The following is a 16523-nucleotide window of genomic DNA, read 5'->3' as shown; positions in this document are numbered from 1 at the left end:
AGCGAAGGCGCCGCCACCCAGAGCGGCGCTTGCTTCTCCCGTGTTCGACCCATCGACATGACGCGGACAAACCTACCATCGTCTCCCGTCTCTGTCGATCGTCCCTTCGGGATAGGTCCACGGGCTGCTAGGACAGAATTTGTCTGACTTTGTCTGGGTTTTCCCTAGTAAATCCGACACTTCGGCGGGTAGCTTCCTCCGACAAGGCGCCAGCACGTCACGCGCCCAAGGGCCACCATGCGCCGAGGAGCTCGAGCTCAAAGACCATCGCCCCCCGACCCCCAAGCCCGTCCCCTGCCTCGGGCGCAAGGTGTCGGCGGTCCCCCTCCGGAGGTGTCTGGGAGAGGGACCGGACCGCCGGATGCCGGACCTCCCGAGACGGATGTCGCGACAACCCCCTCCCGCGCGAAGCCCTTGGACCGAAGGCGCGCCGAGTTTGCCGTCGCGCTTGCGGAGCTTGTCCTGAAAGACCTCCTGAAGTACCCTCCACGCTCGTCATGAGGCTCTATCAACTGCGGACCGCTCTTTACGCCCGTCGCTCGACGGATGGACATCAAATGGCGTCGCTCGATGTCCAGCGCGAGGAGGGCGCGCGCTTCGTCGAAGCCGAAGGGGGCACCCACGCGCCGGACCATCTCTTCGTCGATGACGCGGTTTCGCGGGCGGAGTTCAAGAAACGGCCGGGCCTGTTCGCGCTCTTGAATGCGGCGAAAGCCGGGGAGTTCGATGCGGTCGTCGTCCGCGACGAGAGCCGGCTCGGGGGCGACACGTTCCGATCCGGGCTCGTGATTCAGGACATTCTAGAGAGCGGCGTTCGGCTCTTCTACTACTACACCGGCGAGGAAGTGACCCTCGACGGCGCCGTTGGGTGCCTGAACTGCGGATGGTCTCCGAGGAGCTCTGGCTGGCTGTCCAGACCCGGAACGAGGAGCAGGCGCACACCATGGGAACGAAGGCCCGGGGACCACGGGCGCGTTACCTGCTCTCCGGGATCGGGCGGTGCGCGGAGTGCGGCGGCCCGATGCGGTCTGACCATGGCAAAGTGAGCTACGAAACGGTCCTCATGTATAGCTGCTCGTGGCATCGGGACCGGGGGCCGGCCGTGTGTCGGAACGGGCTCCGGCGGCCGATCGCGACGGTGGATGCGTCGGTCATCCGATGGCTCCAGGCGAACGTGCTCCAGGAGGACGTCATCCTCCACGCGCTCAAGACCCTGCGGGAGCGGCTCGCCGAGCGGGCGAAGACCACCCCAAGCGAGACGCCCGCGCTGGAGGCGGAGGCGCGGAAGCTCCGGGAGGAGATCGCGCGGCTCGGGGAGGCGATCATCGCGACCACGGATGCCCCGACCACGCTGGTCCGGATGATGGCCGAGCGAGAGAAGCGGCTCACGGCCATCGAGTCGAGGCTTGCGGCGATCCAGACGGCTCCGTCTGTCCTGGACCTGGAGGTCCGGCGCATGGAGAAGGAAGCGCGCGGCCGGATCGCGGACATCGCCGGGCTGCTCGAACGCAACCCCGAGAGGGCGCGCTCAGCCCTGGAACGCCTCGTCACGGCGCCGCTTCGCTTCGTGCCGATCGAGACCCCCGAAGGGAAGCGGTTCTGGGTGGAGGGATCCGCGAACCTGTGGGCCCTGTTCGCGGCTGGATGTCTTAAATCAGCGTCCCCAGCGGGATTCGAAACATTAAGACATCCACAAAACACCGCGTTTCCGCTCGATCTGCCCCGCGTCGCCTCCGCGCGCATGGGCTTCGCGGCGTGAGACCTCAGCCGGCCCCCGGACACGCGCCGTAACACACCGCACCGTCTCCATCGTCGCTCTCCCCTACCCCACGCGCGCGGCCGGCGCTCGCGCCCATGACCCCGACCATCATCTAACGTTCCCGGACGAACCTTCATGTGGTAAGGTTCCGAGCCATGACGCCCTACGGCCCTCCTCCCAACCCGCCGATCGTCGGAACGTGCCTGCGGTGTCACCACCCCGTTCAAGGCCCCCACGTCGCCTTTCCCGCAGGTCCGATGCACCCCGCATGTGCGCAGACTGTACCCGCGCCGCAGCCGCAGCCGCAAAAATCCACCCCCATCCCTTGGCTCCTGGTCTTCGCGGGCGGCTTCATCTGGCTTGGGTCATGCGTGCTCGTCGTGGTGGGAGGAGCGTCCAACAAGGGCAAGACCGAGCCGACCTCGTCCGAGGTGTCGGCCACCACGACCATCCCCGCGCGCGACGCCCGCACACTCTGCGACAAACTCCGGACCGCTCATGGCGCTGGAACGTGCGTCCAAACGCCGAACGGGTTTGGCCTGTCCGTCGACAATACCGTGATGGTCCCCCAGTGCCGGACCGAAGAGGAATATCGTGCCGTCGAGCCCCGAAAGCCGGAGAAAGAACTCGTTTTCGTTGGTTCGGAGCGCAACTGGTGTTTCGTGCTCCTGATGAACCTTCGGGGGCAAGCCGTGCCGGCGCAACTCATCAGCAAAACGCGGAAGGCCGTCGCGGAATTCTGATGCGCGGGGAGCCGGGGACGAGAGCACCCGCCGCCGTCGCCCCGGACGAACCTCTCGACCAGCGAGCCCCCCTGAAATCCCCTTTCGTGACCGGCAGATGGTGAGCCCGGGCAAACGGCGCTTGCATCCTGGCGGAGTCCGAGCGTAGCTTCGTGTCGACCCGACATGCCGCGCCGCCTCGCCAGCCTCGCCGCCGTGCTCTGTGGGCTCACCCTCGCGCCGTCCGCCTTTGCGGCGAAGCCGAAGATCGCCTTTCGCCTCGAGTACGCACCGCCGACGCCGGCCGAGGGGTGCCCCGACGCCGAAGAGCTCGCGCTCCTCCTCGCGGGCGAGTTTGGATACTTGGTTGTCCGGACCGATGTCTCGCCCGTGGTCCGGATCGAGGTGCACCGCGTCGGGAGGGGCTTCGAGGCGGAGCTTTGGGCCCCTGAGCCTGTCGAGGGGGCCGAGCCCTGGCACGGCCGAACAGACCCACAGGGCACGTGCCGGGAGCTCGCGTACGACGTGGCGGCCCTCGTCGAGGCGCGGCTCGGGGCGCGCGCGTGGGGAAACGAAGCACCGCCGCCGCACCTGGCAGCGCCGCCCACGATCGAGGTTCAGTCCCCGGAGCTTCATCCCTTCACCTTTCGGCCGCCCGAGTCCCTTGCCCTCTTGATGCCGCGGCCGACGGCCATGGTTACGGATGCAGCATCCCCGGGGGAGCAGAGTTCGGTCCAGGTGACGGCCGCGATCGGCCCTGCGATCACGCCCTACGGCCTGCCGAGCCTCGCGGTTGGCGGTAGTGGGTTGATGAGCTTCAGGTGGAAGCCGTTTGCGCTAGCCGTTGATGTCCGCGGTGTCGTCACACCGGTGCGTGGCATCGGTCCGCGTGACATCCCAGCGCGCACGTCCCTGTGGACAGCCTCGATCCTTCCATGTGCAAGGACGCGGTTCGTCGATCTCTGCGCGTCCGTGGCTGTAGGCCGAGCGGCCTTCCACTTCGAGGCCCCCGATCCGATTCTCATGTCCGATGGTTTTACCGTAGGTTTCGGGGGGCGCGTCGCCGGGAATTGGCAATTTCATCCGACATATTCCCTCGTAATGTACGGAGATGCAGTGGCCGATGTGCGGAGCGTCGTTTTCACGACGGTGGACCCCACCACGGGGGCAACCGTCCGAGATTGGCGGGCGCCTGTCGTGCGTCTAGGCTTGGGCGTCATGTTTGCAGCAACCTTGTCCGAGTGAATGAACAACCATGAAATTCGTTTTCACACGTCGTCATACTCTGTTGGTCCCCGTGCTCGGGATCGTGGTCGCAACGTCGTTTGTCGCATGCGGAGACGCGGTCACGGTTGCCGAATGGCAAGATCCGGACACGACGACAGGCGGCGACGCAACGCCTGACGCCGGCACCGACGCCGGCGACGAAGACGCCGACGCCCCAAGTACCAACGGGGTGGTTGACTGTAACTTTGAGTGTCTCGGCGACTGCGCGCCGTTTCGCCCCGCCGGCTTCACGTTCCCTTTCCTTGCCTGGATTGGCCCGAACGACGGCACCGTGCCTGATTGCCCGGACGCCGCGCCCGTCGAGCAGTTCACGTGGCACGCCGATCTCGTGATCCCCCCGAAGAAATGCGGCCCGTGTTCGTGCGGCCCGTCGTCGGGGTCGTGCACCTTGCCTACGAGCATCACCGCGCACGCGGCCACGTGCTGGCCGCCGGAGGGGACGATCGCGACGCCGACGAATCCCCCGGCCGCGTGGGATGGGTCCTGCGCCGCCGAACAAGCCATCCCCGCCGGCCTCTCTTGTGGTCCTGGCGTGCCTTGCGTGCAGTCCGTCACCATCAGCCCCCTTGGCGTCGAGGGCGAAGCGTGCGCGGCGATCGACCCCTCCAGCAACACGACCACGGCGCCCACGAAGCCTTCATGGTCATCGCTCGTTCGGGTATGTGAAGGGAGCGCGTTCGGCGCGTGCGATTCGGACGAGCACTGCATCCCGGCCGAGCAGAACGGTTATCGCCACTGTGTCGAGCGTCCTGACATCCACGCGTGTCCGGACGTGGATTACACCGAGCGCTTCATCGTTTACGATTCATTCGAGGACCAGCGCACGTGCTCCCCGTGCACGTGCGGCGCGCCCGAAGGGAGCTCTTGCTCCGCGTGGATCACCTTGTACGAGGATGCCGTTTGCTCGGCCGAGACGTTCAACATCTCCGTCTCTTCCAGCAAGCCGACATGCCTCGACATCAACCCGGAAGGCCAAGGCATCGCAGCCAAGACAGCGACGGCCCCGACCTACCATTCCGGGGTTTGCGAGGCTTCCGGGGGCGTGCTCTCGGGCGAGGTGGTCCTCGCCGGCCCCCGGACCTTGTGTTGCCGTCCGTGAACCCGCACCGCGTTTGCCGAAGGACCGAGGAACCACAGCATGGATGCACCTGACCAGGACCCGCTCGCCCTTCTGACGAACTACCAGGACGCCATCGATGCCTGGCTCCGGAAGCAGCATGTCCCCGCCGTCGATGTGCCGGACTTGCGGCAGGAGGTGTACCGACTGGCGATCCTGTACCTCCAGGACCACGAGGTCCAAGCCATGAGCAGCTTCCTTCAACGAATTACCGAGAGGGTCGCGGCCGACGATTGGAAGAAGCGAGGCATCCAAAGCCGCAAGGCCCCGAAACTCACGGAAGAGGACGTCGCCCCGTCGAATCCCGAGCACGAGTACAACGAGGCCGAGATCCAGCGCCACCTCGACGAGATCCTCGCCGCCCTTGAGGCAAGCGATCCGCGCGGCCGCGCGCTCTTACGGGCTCGGTTCGGCCACAACAAGAAGACCAAGGAGATCGCGGCGGAGTTCCACCTGGCGACGAGCACCGCGCACCACTTGGTCACGAAGGCCGTCGCGACGCTCGCCGAGGAGTTCAAGAAGCGTGGGATCAGGAGTCGCAGCGTCCTGCCCTTCGTCGAGGAGAGCCACACGCACGACGGCTCCACGGAGGCAGGCGGCGCGGGAGACAAGGCGGACGCACCGGTCACCTTCGGGGCCCCCAGCCGGCCCTCCACCCCTCCGCCGAACGACCGAGCTCAACGCGCACTTTCGATGCTCGGCAGCGCAGCCGCCGGGGCCCTTATCGTCTTCCTTCTCATGCGTGGCGCCCACCCCGTCGCGCGGCTCTCGCCCATCGTCGTCACGGTCGCGGCTTCGGGGGAGCCAAGCACTCCGGGCGGGATCATCGAGCCCGACCGCGCATGCGTTTGCCCCGAGGTGGTGTCAGCACCCGTGCCCGCTACGACCCCGCAAGGTGGCGCCCCAGCGGCGGCGGACATCAACGCGACAAACCGCGAGCTCGGGCGAATCATCAAGGCGGCCGAGGCCCGCGGGGACTGCGAAACCGCGAACAAGCTCCGTCGCCGACTCACGGGAGCCTTCGCGGCCGCGTTTGCGACCCACGGGCCCTGCAAGCCTACACCGTAACACCTTCCCCCACCCATCCAACACGCGCATGCGGTTTCTTTTGGAAAACCGCGCGCATCCTCCGACTATACAGGCGAGAGACCAAGAGAAGGAGGAGCCGGCGTGGCGCACTGGTCGACGCGCGGCCCTCTTCGCTTGTCGTGTATTTCCCGTGCGGCTCGCAAGGGGACGCGTGTCTTTGGGCACCGTGATCCGCCCGAGCAGCGGGCATCTATTCGCCTGGAGGTCTTATGTCCGCGCAACCAATCGACACAATGGAAGGGGACGATACCGCCGTGGTCTCCGCACGAAGCGCCGCGCCGCCGGCCTCGGGCGTTCGTCCCAGCGCGCCCCCCGAGGACAAGCGCGACACGTTGTACGATCCCCGGCCGCCTGTGCCCTGGCATCGTCGAGGGCTCGATCTCATTTTCGCCTTTCTCGCGCTCCTTGGCACCCCGCTGCGCCGAGCCCGCGAGCACCTCGCCGCGCGCCTCGACCCGCCGCCCTTGGCGAGCTTCCTGCCGCCTCCGCCGCTGCATCGCAAAGGCGAGATCCCCCTGGAGCACATCGGCGAGATTCTGCTCCACAACATCTTCCGGCTATCGCCCGCATATTTGAGCGCGGCAGAGCACGTTGTCCGAGAGGCACAGTATATCCAGCGCCTCCCGGATTGCGACAAGCTCCCTTACTTCGTGCTCTTCGCTATCACACGCCTTTGCGCAACCACCCGCGAGCCGGTGCCGGTCGCTTGGGTTCGCGCGCGTCTGCCCGAGGTCCGCCGATCCGATCTGAACCGTGCCCTCGAACAGCTCGAGGAGCAAAAGGTCATCGCGCTCCTTTCCATCGAGACCAACAACCCGCACGAGGTTGCCCTCGGGATCACGAACCTCTTTCGCGGGTGTCTCACGCATATCGAACTCCGCCACCCGCTCTGACGGAGCGCAGCAAGGAAGGTAAAAAACAATGGCAAAGAAGCAGACCCAGCGAGGCGAGCCTGCGCCCTCGACGTCCCCCGAGGAGAAGGAATCGGAGGAGTTGACCACCGAGCTCGCGCTCGGCTCCGATGGCCTTGTCTACGTGAATGCGGAGCACCTGAGCGCCGAGCAGTGCGAGGGACGCCGCATGTTCCAGGGCTACGCATTGACGCCCGAGGAAGCGAAATGCGCAGCAAATGCAATGCACAAGATCGCCTTCAATATCACAGCGGAAGTCCGTCGAACGAACCCGAAGAGCAAGGGGAAGCGCTGACTACGATCCGCCCGGGGCTCCTTCGCCTTAAGGACTCTCCATGCCGCGCCGGAAAACAACCCAACCACTTCTCAAGCCCCTTGGCGACCGCATCCGGGAGTTGCGCCACAACCGGAAAATGTCGTTGGCCAATCTCGCCGATACGAGTGGCGTGAGTAAAGGCTCCTTGTCCAGCATCGAGCAAGGGCGCGTCAATCCCACGGTCGAAACGTGTGTGAAGATCGCCGTGGGCCTCGGGGTCCGGGTCCAGGACGTGATTCCCAGCGGGTTGGAGGATCTGCTGTCGAGGGGTCGACAGAGCGACCCGGGAAGCCATGTCAAGCGCGCAGGATGATGCCGCAAAACGCGACTTCGTGTGTGCGACGGATGGGCGCGTCTACGTGCGTGGCCGCCCGAAGCGGGGCCGGCGTTGGTTTATGGGGCTCGCCATTTCTCGACAAGAACTCGCGCGGCTCGGGCATTGGCCTCTCCTGGCGTGGGCAGTTACCGGGGAGATTGCGCTCGGCAGTGATGGGCGTGTTTACGTTTATTGGAGTATGCTGCCCGTCCCCGGAGAGGGAAGAGATATGTTCCTCGGGTACGAGTTGACGAATGAGGACGAGTTCCACCAGACGGTCCGCAGAATGGCGTCTGAGCTCCAGTGGAGCACTTGCCGCTTGATCAAGGGCTGGTCGAAGAAAGACGCCCGACGGGCCAGGCGCCCGAGCTCGCCCCGGAAGACTACCAAATCACCTGCGAAACGCTCCCGCCCCAAGCCGTAGGGCGCCACCGCGCGCCGGCCCCATCGTCGAAGTGCGTGAACTCCGCCCACGCCTGGCCGTTCGGCGGAAATCCGACCATCGCGCTATCCTGCCGTCGGAACGTCGCCCCGAATCCCGAGACCGCGAGGCGCACGATCCGGATTCGCCGCGCGCCCCCCGAGGGCTCTGCCAGCGTGTAGGTACGGCTCGCCGTCAAGATCGGCAAGAGGACGACGTTTGCCGTGTTCGCGTCGAGGACAGCGTCAGCATTGGGCGCATTCGCAAAGACCGTGTCCTGCGTCCCCGACTTGAACGTGACCGGGCCCGCGAACGTGACCGGCCCCGTGAACGTATCCCCGGCGAGCGCAGCCTTCGCCTTCCCGAGTTTGTCTACCGCCTGGATCAGCCCGACGAGGGCCGAACGGACGGTTCCCGTAGCGACCGCGCCATACTCGAAGAAGCCGATCCGAGACGCGCCATCATCAATCGCCCCCGTTCCCGTAGCCGTCCCGCTCGGGAGTCCGAGGACCGCCGCCGCCGTCCCGCTCGCCGCGAGCGAGGAACTCGCGCCCAACGTCTTCGAGACGAGCACGAGCCGGGATCCATCGTCGAGGCTCGCGTCCTTGTTCTTGGGCGCGCCAGCCTTGATCTGCTGTGCGATGTCCGCAGGCGTCAACGGGGCAACGAATTGGACCATTTCAGCCGGTCCCGAGTCCTCGCCGAGGAGAAGGGTCTTCCCATCGAGCAGCCCACCCGGCCCGAGTTCGCCGCCCGGGTTCGTCTCAGCGTCATATTGCGTAAACGTGGACAGCCGCTTCGAGCCGAGAAGCGTCGCCCTCGTCCCGTTCGCCACACTGGCCAGCTCCGCGCGCGCCCGGCCGATGGCATCGAGGAGGTACGCCGTCCGATCCGCGAGGCGGACCAGCCCGAGACGGTAGAGGGATTCGTGATTGACGAGCTCCCCGTCGTTCAGCATGCGAACGAAGGCATGGAAGACCATCGAGCCCATGAAATCGTAAGCCATGACCGCCTCCGTCAGATGTCGTAACCACCGCCGAGCCGGAACGGCATCGACATTTCGCCAAGCATGTTCCCCGCGCCTATCGGCCAGAATGCGACGCCGCTCCCCTCGGAGCCGCCGAGCTTGAAGCCGAGCGCGAGCCCGAGGCCGAGGATCGGGGCGTCCCGGAAGCGGAGGATCACGTGGACGGGATAGCCGTGCGCATCCTTCCACTTGAGGATCTGTCGCTTGATGGCCCGAACCTGAACCTCGGTCGCCGTCGTTCCGAGCGTAGGTTCCCCCAACAGGAACGGCATTCGCAACGGCTCGATCCCGAGCAGCCCGAAATCCGGCCCGAGCACGACCCAAAACCTCGAATACCACGACCCCTCCGCGAAGCGCCCTTGCCAATCCTCGATCACGAGCACATCGGGTAGCCCGAAGGCCCGTAGGCTTTCCTCGATCGCGCCCGCCGTCCCCGCCCGCTGATGCGTCTCCCAGGCCCGTTCCAGCCTCGCCAGGTACGCCTCGTCGGTCTCCCCCTCGAAGCGTTCAATATCGAAGCCTTGACCCTGCCATCGCAGCGCATCGGGCGGCCCGATCCCTGGCCAGCGCGCTTTGATGGCCGCCCGGAGTTCGTCCAGCGTGGTGTCCTTGGTCTCGCCGAGCAGAGCCAGGAAGGCCTGCGCGTTCGGGCCACGTAGCCATTCCGCGTCGGTCCATTGCCCGCCGTCGGGGATGTTGCCGCGCTGGAGCTCTCGAAACTCGTCGGCCATGCGTCCTCGGTTCGTCAAAGCAGCGTGATCTGTGGGACGAAGACGATCGCGTCCGTCATCTTTGGAAGGACGTCCCGCGCGGGCGACACGAGACGAACATCGACCGTCCCGCTGGCGACGTCCACGAGCTCCTCAATCAGCCGCGCGCGGTAGAGAGCCTCGCCGAGCGGGTAATCCGATTGCAGCGCGACGAGCCTCCCGATCGCCTCCGCGACGGCGTGCGGGTTCGTCGTGTTTCGTAGGCCTGCGACGATCGGCACTTCGAGCAGCGTCGCCGAGAAGCATCGCAGCGGCCCCGTCCCCACGGCCTTCAATCCCGCGAGGTAGCCCCGAACCGCCTTTACCTCGGAGGCCGACGCTGGCCCGGCCGGATTGGCAAGGTAGACGTCGACACTCCCCGGCCCGTTCGGGTTGTCGTCGCGGACGCGAAACCGCGAGACGGAGAGCCCGAAGAGTTCAGCCGCCTTTCGGATCCGGTACCGGACCGCCGCGAGGTTCCCACCTGCGCCGAGGGAACCCCACTTGTCCCGGCACTTCGCGCGGAGGCTCGGATCGCTCTCTTCGTCCGCGCCGGCCCTCGTGATCCATGTACCCGTGGCGGGCTCCGCTGGGTTGGAGATGCGGACGCCTTGGAGAGGCGTATTCAGAAACGAAACGGTCGAAGGGGGGACGTTGTACCGCGCGCCGGGCGCCTCCGCGCGGAAGGTGAGCGCGAGAGTTCCGCCTTTCGAAAGCGTGCCCCCGTCGACATTCACGTACCGGAGCGGATCAGGGAGTTCCGGTCCGAAGACCGCCGCGAGTTCGCCCGGTTGAATGACGTGCAGCGAATCATCGGCAAACTCCGTCAAGACCATCCGCCCCTCGGTCGGAATGGCCTCGCGCCTCAGCTCTTGGAACCAACCGAGCGCGACGAGATCGAGCCACGCCCCGAAGGGCCCCTGTTCGTCGTCGCCGAGGTACCCGCCGCGCGTGATCGCAATCCTCGCCGCCTCCCACGCCTCGACCGTTTGCGCCTCGATTTCGAGGAGCACGCGCCCGATCCGCTTCGAATCCCAGCCCCGCGCGCGCAGCCCGAGCCCGTGAGCCTTTTCGAGCAGGTCCTCGAAGATGACGTCCTTTCGGCGAGCCGCGAGCAGCCCCGCCAGCGACGGAGCGCCCATTACGCGGCCTCCCCGAGCGACCGGAACAAGACGCGCCGCGCCTCGCCCGTCTCGACCGTGAGGAGGTAGCTCCCCTCGGCCAGGTCGAGCCGTCCGACGATGAAGAGCACGCCGCCCCGCAGCTCCGCCCGCACGGAGGCCCCGACGACGCCCGGCTCCTGGAGCGCCTCGCCTTCGAGGAGCTCGCCGAGGCGATACAGGTTCGTCGGCGAGGGGTCCGCGTTGATCATCCGGAGGACGTTGACGCCCTCTGCGGGCGACCAGGGAAGCGCGCCCGAGCTCATGAGCCATCGACGCGCCACGGCTTCGAGGACGACGCGCGGCCCTTCGACGACCGCCTCGAAATCGATATCGATCGAGCCGTCCGACCCGAAGGTGCTCATATCGTCGCCGTAGTCGATTGCCATAGTTATCCCAGCAACGAGGCGAGCCCGCTCGTGATGATGCCCCGAATCGGAAATTCCACGATGGAAGGCCCGGAGACCTGAACGCCGAGGGCCCCGAGGACGATTGCGACCGCCGAGCCGGGCGGCTTCCATTCGATCGTGCAGAGGGCCGCCGGTTCCGTGACCGTGCGGAGGACGAGCGTCCCCGAATCCGTGGCATCGTCGACCCTTGCAACGGCCTTCGTGCCGCCGCCGAGAACGATCCGGATCATGGCCGCGTCCGTCTCCCATAGCCCCGCGAAGGGCTTGCCCGGATCCCCCTCGGAAAAGCCGACCTTCACGCGGGCGCCCTTCGCCACCTCGACGCGGATCCCCGGCAGACCGAGCCAGACAGGGACGCCCGACAAACCGGGTATCTCCGCGCTGTCGAGGCGCAGATCCAGCGTCCCGTCAGCCCCTTGTGCTACGACCGTGGCATCATGCACCGCCAGGTATTGCAGTGGAACCGCGAGCGATTGCGCCACGAGCCGCCGCAGGATCTCCCGCTCGCGTTCGGCGCTCATGGCGCTTCCTCGAAAAGGACCTCGGTCCGAAAGGCGCCCGCATCGTCGACCCGGTGGACCACGCGCCCCACGCGCCGCCCTTCGAGCAGGATTCCCGGCTCGATGTCTGGAGCCTCTTGCGCGTACACCGCCCGCGCATGCGCGCCGTCTTCCGAGATGCAGAAGGGGCGGCCGTGGTACGCGGGCCAGGTCTCGACACCCACGCGGATTGTACCGTTCCGACGAACTCTCCACGAGACACCCGCCCTTCGACAAACGACGTTGAGGCCCTCCGCCACCCTCGCACGCGCTCGAACCCATCGCGCGAGAACCGGTAGCCCGTCGAGCCCTTCGAGCTCGCCCGCGTCCTCATTGGCCTCGCGGAGGATCGCCGAGACGATGAGCCGAGGCGGAGCGAGTTGATATTGCCGCGGAGGGAGCTCGCGCCGAAGGCCTCCACGCCCGCCGACGATGAAGGCCCGCGCGCGCCCCTCGAAGGCCCGGCTTTCGAGCACAGTCCCCGAAAACTCGACCGGCGCGGCGTTTTCCACGCCCAGGGCAATCACTGCGGGCCCCGCGAGAGGTTCGGCCGTGTCCACCTCCGCCTCCGCCGTCCACGCCCCCGCGAGCGGCATCGACAGCCGCAGCGAGATCACTTCGAGTGACCCGATTTGAACGAGGCTCACGGCCGGTTCGCTCCCGCCGCGGCCTTGGCCGCAGCCGTGGCGAAGAGCGCCCCGACGCCCTTGTGCGCGATTGTGCTCCCCGGCTTCACCTCATGCCACGGTTTGTTTTCGTAGGAGACGGCCGTGCTCGGGGTTTGGACCGCGTCAGGCTTCTTCGCCGTTACCTCGGCTGGAGGCGGAGGCGCCCATTCCTTGCAGTGCCAAACGATCGTCCCGACTTGGAACTCGTCCCAATCCGGCCCCTCATACGACTCGATGGAGACCGCGTTGATCTTCGCGAGGCGGCATTTCGGATGCCCGATCTTGTGCGGGCCGCTCCCCGGTTGCAGCCGCTCGAGCGCTGCTTCCATGTCGGGCCATAGGGCCTCGGTGAAACGCACGGTGATCGTCACCTCGGCGAGCTCGCGCGCTGCATTCGTCGTGGTAGGCTTCGACGCGCCGGCCTTTCGCTTCGTATCGAGCTTCGCTTTCGGCTGTACCTTGAGCGTCGCCGTCCCCTCGCGAGGGTTCGGTGGAAGATCGCCCGGCCCGAGGGTCACGGTATCCCAGACGTCCGGGTCTTCGCTCGGCGCAGGAATCGGCATCAGGCCCCTTCCTCGGCGATGCGTTGCAGCTCGGCCCAGAGCCCGCGGGCGACGGCTTCCCCGTCGTGCTCTGTCGCCGTGCCCTGGACGATGATCTGGATCGTTTCAATGTTGATCACCACGCGTTCTCCGCCGAATTGCCCTGCGCGCCCCGTCGCACGGCCTCCCGCCCCCAATCCGGTCCCCGCTCCGCCGATCCCGGCCGCCTTTGGGGTCGTAACGTTGTCGTTCGCCGCGCGCGTCGCCGCGAGTGCCATGTTTTCCGCGGCGCGGATCACGCGCCCCGCGCCGCCACTGATGCCGAGCTCCGCGCCGCTCGCCACATTGTGACCAATCCCCAGAAAGACCCGCGAGGGACTGGCAACGCCGAAGGTCTTTTCGGCCGTCGTGATCGCCCCACCGGCCATGGCCTTCACCGCGGTAGCGACCGCGAGCGCCCCGGAGCGGATGCCTCCGACCAGGCCATCAGCGATCGCGGTCCCCGCCGAACGCCCGGCTTCCGCCAGGCCCTCGCCGGAGAGCAATCCCCCGACTTGCTCCGCGAAATGCGCGACATAACCGTACGAGGCCAGGATCCCCGTGTAGACCGCCCCGACGAACGACGCCCACTTCGCCGCGAGCGCCCCGACGACCCCGACCGCGACGCCTGCCACGCCTGCGATCAGACCCACCCCCTGCGCCACGCGTTCGATCCAGGGGACCTTGTCGACCCCGAGAAACTTGGAGAGCTCGCCGAGCGGTCCTGCGTTCATCGCATCGAGCTTCTCGAACACGCCAAGGACTCCGCCGAGTCCCGTCCGGAACCCCGAAACCGCGGCCGAAATGATCGGCTCCGCCTGCTCCATCTTGGCGACCAGGCGATCGATGTACCTCCCCGGATCCTGGTCCCCGAACATCCCGCCGAACGTGCTGTTGAGAATCCTCCCGAGAGCCCCCGTGATCCTCGCCCAGCGTGGCCCCGCAGGATCGAGGCTCTCGAGCACCCCACCCACGAAGGACTTGAAAGCGCGCATGCCCGGCGTCACATCAAGGTCCATCAGCAGATTCCCGGGCATTGCGCGGAGCCGACCGAGCGCGCCGGAGATGTCCTCGAACGACTTCGCGCGCGCCGCGAGCCCAGCGCCCTTGCCGCCTGCCTGTTCGTTGATTGCCCCCAGGATGGACTCGATCGTGTCCGCGGCGGATAGCTGCTGCGCCCCCTGCATTTTCTTGATCTGGTCGGTTGTCTTGTCGAGCCGCTGCGCAAGCTGCCCGTACACCTTGTTTGCCGCGAGGCCCGCCTCGGTGAGCATGTTCAGCTCGTCCCCTTGGAGGTACCCCTGCGCCTGGATCTTGCCCATCGCGCGGATGATCGAATCAATGTTGGCCTCGGGGTTCACCGTGCCGAGATCGGCAATCGAGCGAACGATTCGATCGACCAGGCCCACGTCCTCGAATTGTCCCAGCAATCCGACGAACTGCCCGAGCACGTCCCTCCGTCCTTGACCGATGACGTCCGCAGTCTGGATGGCTGTCAGGAGCACCCGATCCGCGTCTCCCTTGGATTTGCGCAAAATCGCGAGCGCCCGCGTCGCATCCTCCCGAAACGCAGCCGCATCCACGGCCGCGGCCCCGAGATCGAACGCAGCCCGCCCCGCGCCCGAGGCGACGCGCGAGGCGATCTCCGCGAGCGCCGCGGCCTTCACCCCTCGTTGAAGGGTCTCCCATCCGCCGCCGATCCCCTCCTTGGATGGCTCATCAACGCCGACGCGCGCCCCCTCCCGCATCTTGCGCAGTTGCCTCTCCAGCATCGCCTCACGCCGTTCCTGCGCCGGATTGAACTTGTGGATCGAATCCAGCAAGCGCTTCTCGGTCTTGCTCATCCCCGCCGGGAGCTTCTTGGCGTCCCGTGCGGCCGCCTTATCAGCGTCCTTCTTGGCTTTCGCCGCGCGCTTCGCGCTGGCCTCCTCGGCCTTGCTCTTCGCCTTGTTCGCGGCGGATTGCGCGCGCTCCGCGGAACCCGCACGTTTCTTCGCCGTTGCTTCCGCGCGCTCTGCCGACGCCCTTTGCTTGGCGGCTTTCTCGCCGAGCCGTTCCGCTTGCCGCTCCGCGGACGACTGCGCCCTCGACGCCGCCGCCGAGCGCTCCTTTGCCTCCTCCTCGGCCCTCTCCGCGCTCGCCCGAAGCCGCGCTGCCTTCGCCGCTGCCTTCGCCGCCTCCCTGTCTGCCTTCTCCGATGCAACGCCCGTCTCCCGCAGCCGCGCCGCGCGCGCCGCGGCTTCCTCTGCCTTCTCGGAGGCCTTCGTGGCCTGCTCGCGGAGCGCCGCGGCCTTTTTCGCCGTCGCCGCGGCCTTGTCCTCCGCCTCGCGCGTCGCGTCTGCCACGCGTCCGGCCGCCTCGCGTGCCTTCGCGTCGGTCTTTGATGCCTTCTCCCGGATCGCGGCCGCGCGCTTTGCCGCTTCTGTCGCCCGATCCTGCGCTGCGGCCGCCGCCTTCGCCGTCCGTTCGATCTTTGCGGCCGCTTGCGTGTCCACCTCGACGGCCCCAAGTTCGCCGAGCGCGCCCGCGAGGCGTTCCACGCCCTCCGCCGCCTTCGCCGCAGGACGCGCGACGTCTTCACGAAGGACGAGTTTCTCGGAAACGGTCATAGGTCAGGCCATCGGATGTTGGAGTAGAGAAACGCCGCGATTGTGAGCGCCGCAGCGCGTGCCGGTTCCGCGTCCGCGTCCGCGCCGCTAAGCTCGACGAGCCCGTCTGCGACCAGGCCCAAATCTGTCCGCGCCTGTCGCAGCAGGCTCAGATCCCCCCCACGCGAAGCTTTGCCTCCGCGCCGGCTAGCTCCATCACCACCTCGCCGACGGCGCTCGCGAGCCCCGGCGCACGCTCGAACACCGCCGCCACGGCTTCAGCCGTCGGCCATTCGATCGCGTTGAGCGAGAGGCGATAGAGCCCCTCGAAGACCTTGCCCTGCGCGCTCAGCCGCCGCGACGCCGCATAATGCGCGGAACTCGGACACTTCAACAGCCAGAGTCCCGTCGGCATGCGCACCGCGACCCGTTGCGAGGGCCCTCGCGCGGTCGCCGCGAGTTCCGCGAGCCTGCCCTCAGTCAGGCCTGCCGCCGCGAGCTCGGCGCGCTCCTCGGCCCCGAGCTTCAACAGCGGCATGGCTTGCAGCTCGTCCTCGGGCGCCCCCGCGAGCCCCGCGAGCACGGGCCACACGAGCTCCGGCAGCGCCGGCACCTCGTCCAGCACCGCCGGCAGCGCGGCCGCCTCGGGCCACACCACGCAGTCGACGAGCAGATTATGGAGCGCATCCACGCGCCCGGCCGGCTTTGCAAGGCCATCGAACGCCGCTGCCCACGCCTTCCGATCCGGGGGCTTCACCACGAGGGCGAGCCCCTCGTGTCCCTCGACCTCGATCACCCGCAGATCCCCGCCGTGCGTCCGGCGGAGCTCTGCCCGTACGTCATCCGTCAGCTTGCGCATGTTC

General features: G+C 67.2%; 18 protein-coding genes. 9 read left to right on the top strand and 9 right to left on the bottom strand.

Features of this window, described 5'->3' with window-relative positions:
* The first annotated feature begins 497 nt into the window (after window positions 1–497).
* The 9 genes from E8A74_RS26235 (at window position 498) to E8A74_RS26195 (ending at window position 7514) form a co-directional block, all read left to right on the top strand.
* The gene (locus E8A74_RS26235; protein WP_136931812.1) at window positions 498–1046 is read left to right on the top strand and encodes a recombinase family protein; all 549 of its coding nucleotides are present in this window, start codon (window positions 498–500) and stop codon (window positions 1044–1046) included.
* Window positions 944–1759 carry a recombinase zinc beta ribbon domain-containing protein gene (locus E8A74_RS26230; protein ID WP_170229379.1) on the top strand — a complete coding sequence of 272 codons (816 nt, stop codon included), beginning with the start codon at window positions 944–946 and terminating at the stop codon, window positions 1757–1759. Before E8A74_RS26235 ends, E8A74_RS26230 begins: the two co-directional genes overlap by 103 nt.
* Window positions 1760–2016: 257 nt before the next feature.
* On the top strand, window positions 2017–2502 hold the full coding sequence (locus tag E8A74_RS26225; RefSeq protein WP_136931810.1) for a hypothetical protein: 486 nt from the start codon (window positions 2017–2019) through the stop codon (window positions 2500–2502).
* A 165-nt stretch (window positions 2503–2667) separates the two neighbouring features.
* Window positions 2668–3726 carry a hypothetical protein gene (locus E8A74_RS26220; RefSeq protein ID WP_136931809.1) on the top strand — a complete coding sequence of 353 codons (1059 nt, stop codon included), beginning with the start codon at window positions 2668–2670 and terminating at the stop codon, window positions 3724–3726.
* A gap of 313 nt (window positions 3727–4039) precedes the next feature.
* Window positions 4040–4867, top strand: a complete 828-nt coding sequence (locus E8A74_RS26215; protein WP_136931808.1) for a hypothetical protein — start codon at window positions 4040–4042, stop codon at window positions 4865–4867.
* A 39-nt stretch (window positions 4868–4906) separates the two neighbouring features.
* Complete coding sequence (locus E8A74_RS26210) at window positions 4907–5953, top strand: RNA polymerase sigma factor (RefSeq protein ID WP_136931807.1); 1047 nt, start codon at window positions 4907–4909, stop codon at window positions 5951–5953.
* A gap of 275 nt (window positions 5954–6228) precedes the next feature.
* Window positions 6229–6867, top strand: a complete 639-nt coding sequence (locus E8A74_RS26205; protein WP_136931806.1) for a hypothetical protein — start codon at window positions 6229–6231, stop codon at window positions 6865–6867.
* A gap of 28 nt (window positions 6868–6895) precedes the next feature.
* Window positions 6896–7180 carry a hypothetical protein gene (locus E8A74_RS26200; protein WP_136931805.1) on the top strand — a complete coding sequence of 95 codons (285 nt, stop codon included), beginning with the start codon at window positions 6896–6898 and terminating at the stop codon, window positions 7178–7180.
* Between the two features lie 40 nt (window positions 7181–7220).
* On the top strand, window positions 7221–7514 hold the full coding sequence (locus E8A74_RS26195) for a helix-turn-helix transcriptional regulator (RefSeq protein WP_136931804.1): 294 nt from the start codon (window positions 7221–7223) through the stop codon (window positions 7512–7514).
* A 386-nt stretch (window positions 7515–7900) separates the two neighbouring features.
* On the opposite strand, the gene E8A74_RS26190 is transcribed toward E8A74_RS26195, so the two are convergent.
* From E8A74_RS26190 to E8A74_RS26160, 9 genes are all read right to left on the bottom strand, one after another.
* Entirely contained in the window at window positions 7901–8944 is a 1044-nt protein-coding gene (locus tag E8A74_RS26190; RefSeq protein WP_136931803.1) for a hypothetical protein, read from the bottom strand.
* Between the two features lie 11 nt (window positions 8945–8955).
* On the bottom strand, window positions 8956–9696 hold the full coding sequence (locus E8A74_RS26185) for a phage tail protein (protein ID WP_136931802.1): 741 nt from the start codon (window positions 9694–9696) through the stop codon (window positions 8956–8958).
* Between the two features lie 14 nt (window positions 9697–9710).
* Complete coding sequence (locus E8A74_RS26180) at window positions 9711–10856, bottom strand: baseplate J/gp47 family protein (RefSeq protein WP_170229378.1); 1146 nt, start codon at window positions 10854–10856, stop codon at window positions 9711–9713.
* Entirely contained in the window at window positions 10856–11263 is a 408-nt protein-coding gene (locus tag E8A74_RS52705; RefSeq protein ID WP_170229377.1) for a hypothetical protein, read from the bottom strand. The genes E8A74_RS26180 and E8A74_RS52705 overlap by 1 nt, the downstream gene beginning before the upstream one ends.
* Window positions 11264–11265: 2 nt before the next feature.
* Entirely contained in the window at window positions 11266–11805 is a 540-nt protein-coding gene (locus tag E8A74_RS52700) for a hypothetical protein (RefSeq protein ID WP_170229376.1), read from the bottom strand.
* The gene (locus E8A74_RS26175) at window positions 11802–12470 is read right to left on the bottom strand and encodes a hypothetical protein (protein WP_136931800.1); all 669 of its coding nucleotides are present in this window, start codon (window positions 12468–12470) and stop codon (window positions 11802–11804) included. Before E8A74_RS26175 ends, E8A74_RS52700 begins: the two co-directional genes overlap by 4 nt.
* Entirely contained in the window at window positions 12467–13054 is a 588-nt protein-coding gene (locus E8A74_RS26170) for a hypothetical protein (protein ID WP_136931799.1), read from the bottom strand. The genes E8A74_RS26175 and E8A74_RS26170 overlap by 4 nt, the downstream gene beginning before the upstream one ends.
* A complete protein-coding gene (locus E8A74_RS26165; protein ID WP_136931798.1) occupies window positions 13054–15681 on the bottom strand; it encodes a hypothetical protein in 2628 nt (875 codons plus the stop codon). Before E8A74_RS26165 ends, E8A74_RS26170 begins: the two co-directional genes overlap by 1 nt.
* Window positions 15682–15829: 148 nt before the next feature.
* Window positions 15830–16519 (bottom strand): hypothetical protein, encoded by a 690-nt coding sequence (locus tag E8A74_RS26160; protein ID WP_136931797.1) that lies wholly within the window; start codon window positions 16517–16519, stop codon window positions 15830–15832.
* Window positions 16520–16523 lie beyond the last annotated feature (4 nt).

This window comes from Polyangium fumosum, assembly GCF_005144585.1.
Classification (GTDB): domain Bacteria; phylum Myxococcota_A; class Polyangia; order Polyangiales; family Polyangiaceae; genus Polyangium; species Polyangium fumosum.
The sequence above is the reverse complement of the archived record's forward strand: the minus strand, read 5'-3'. Positions and strand labels throughout refer to the sequence as shown.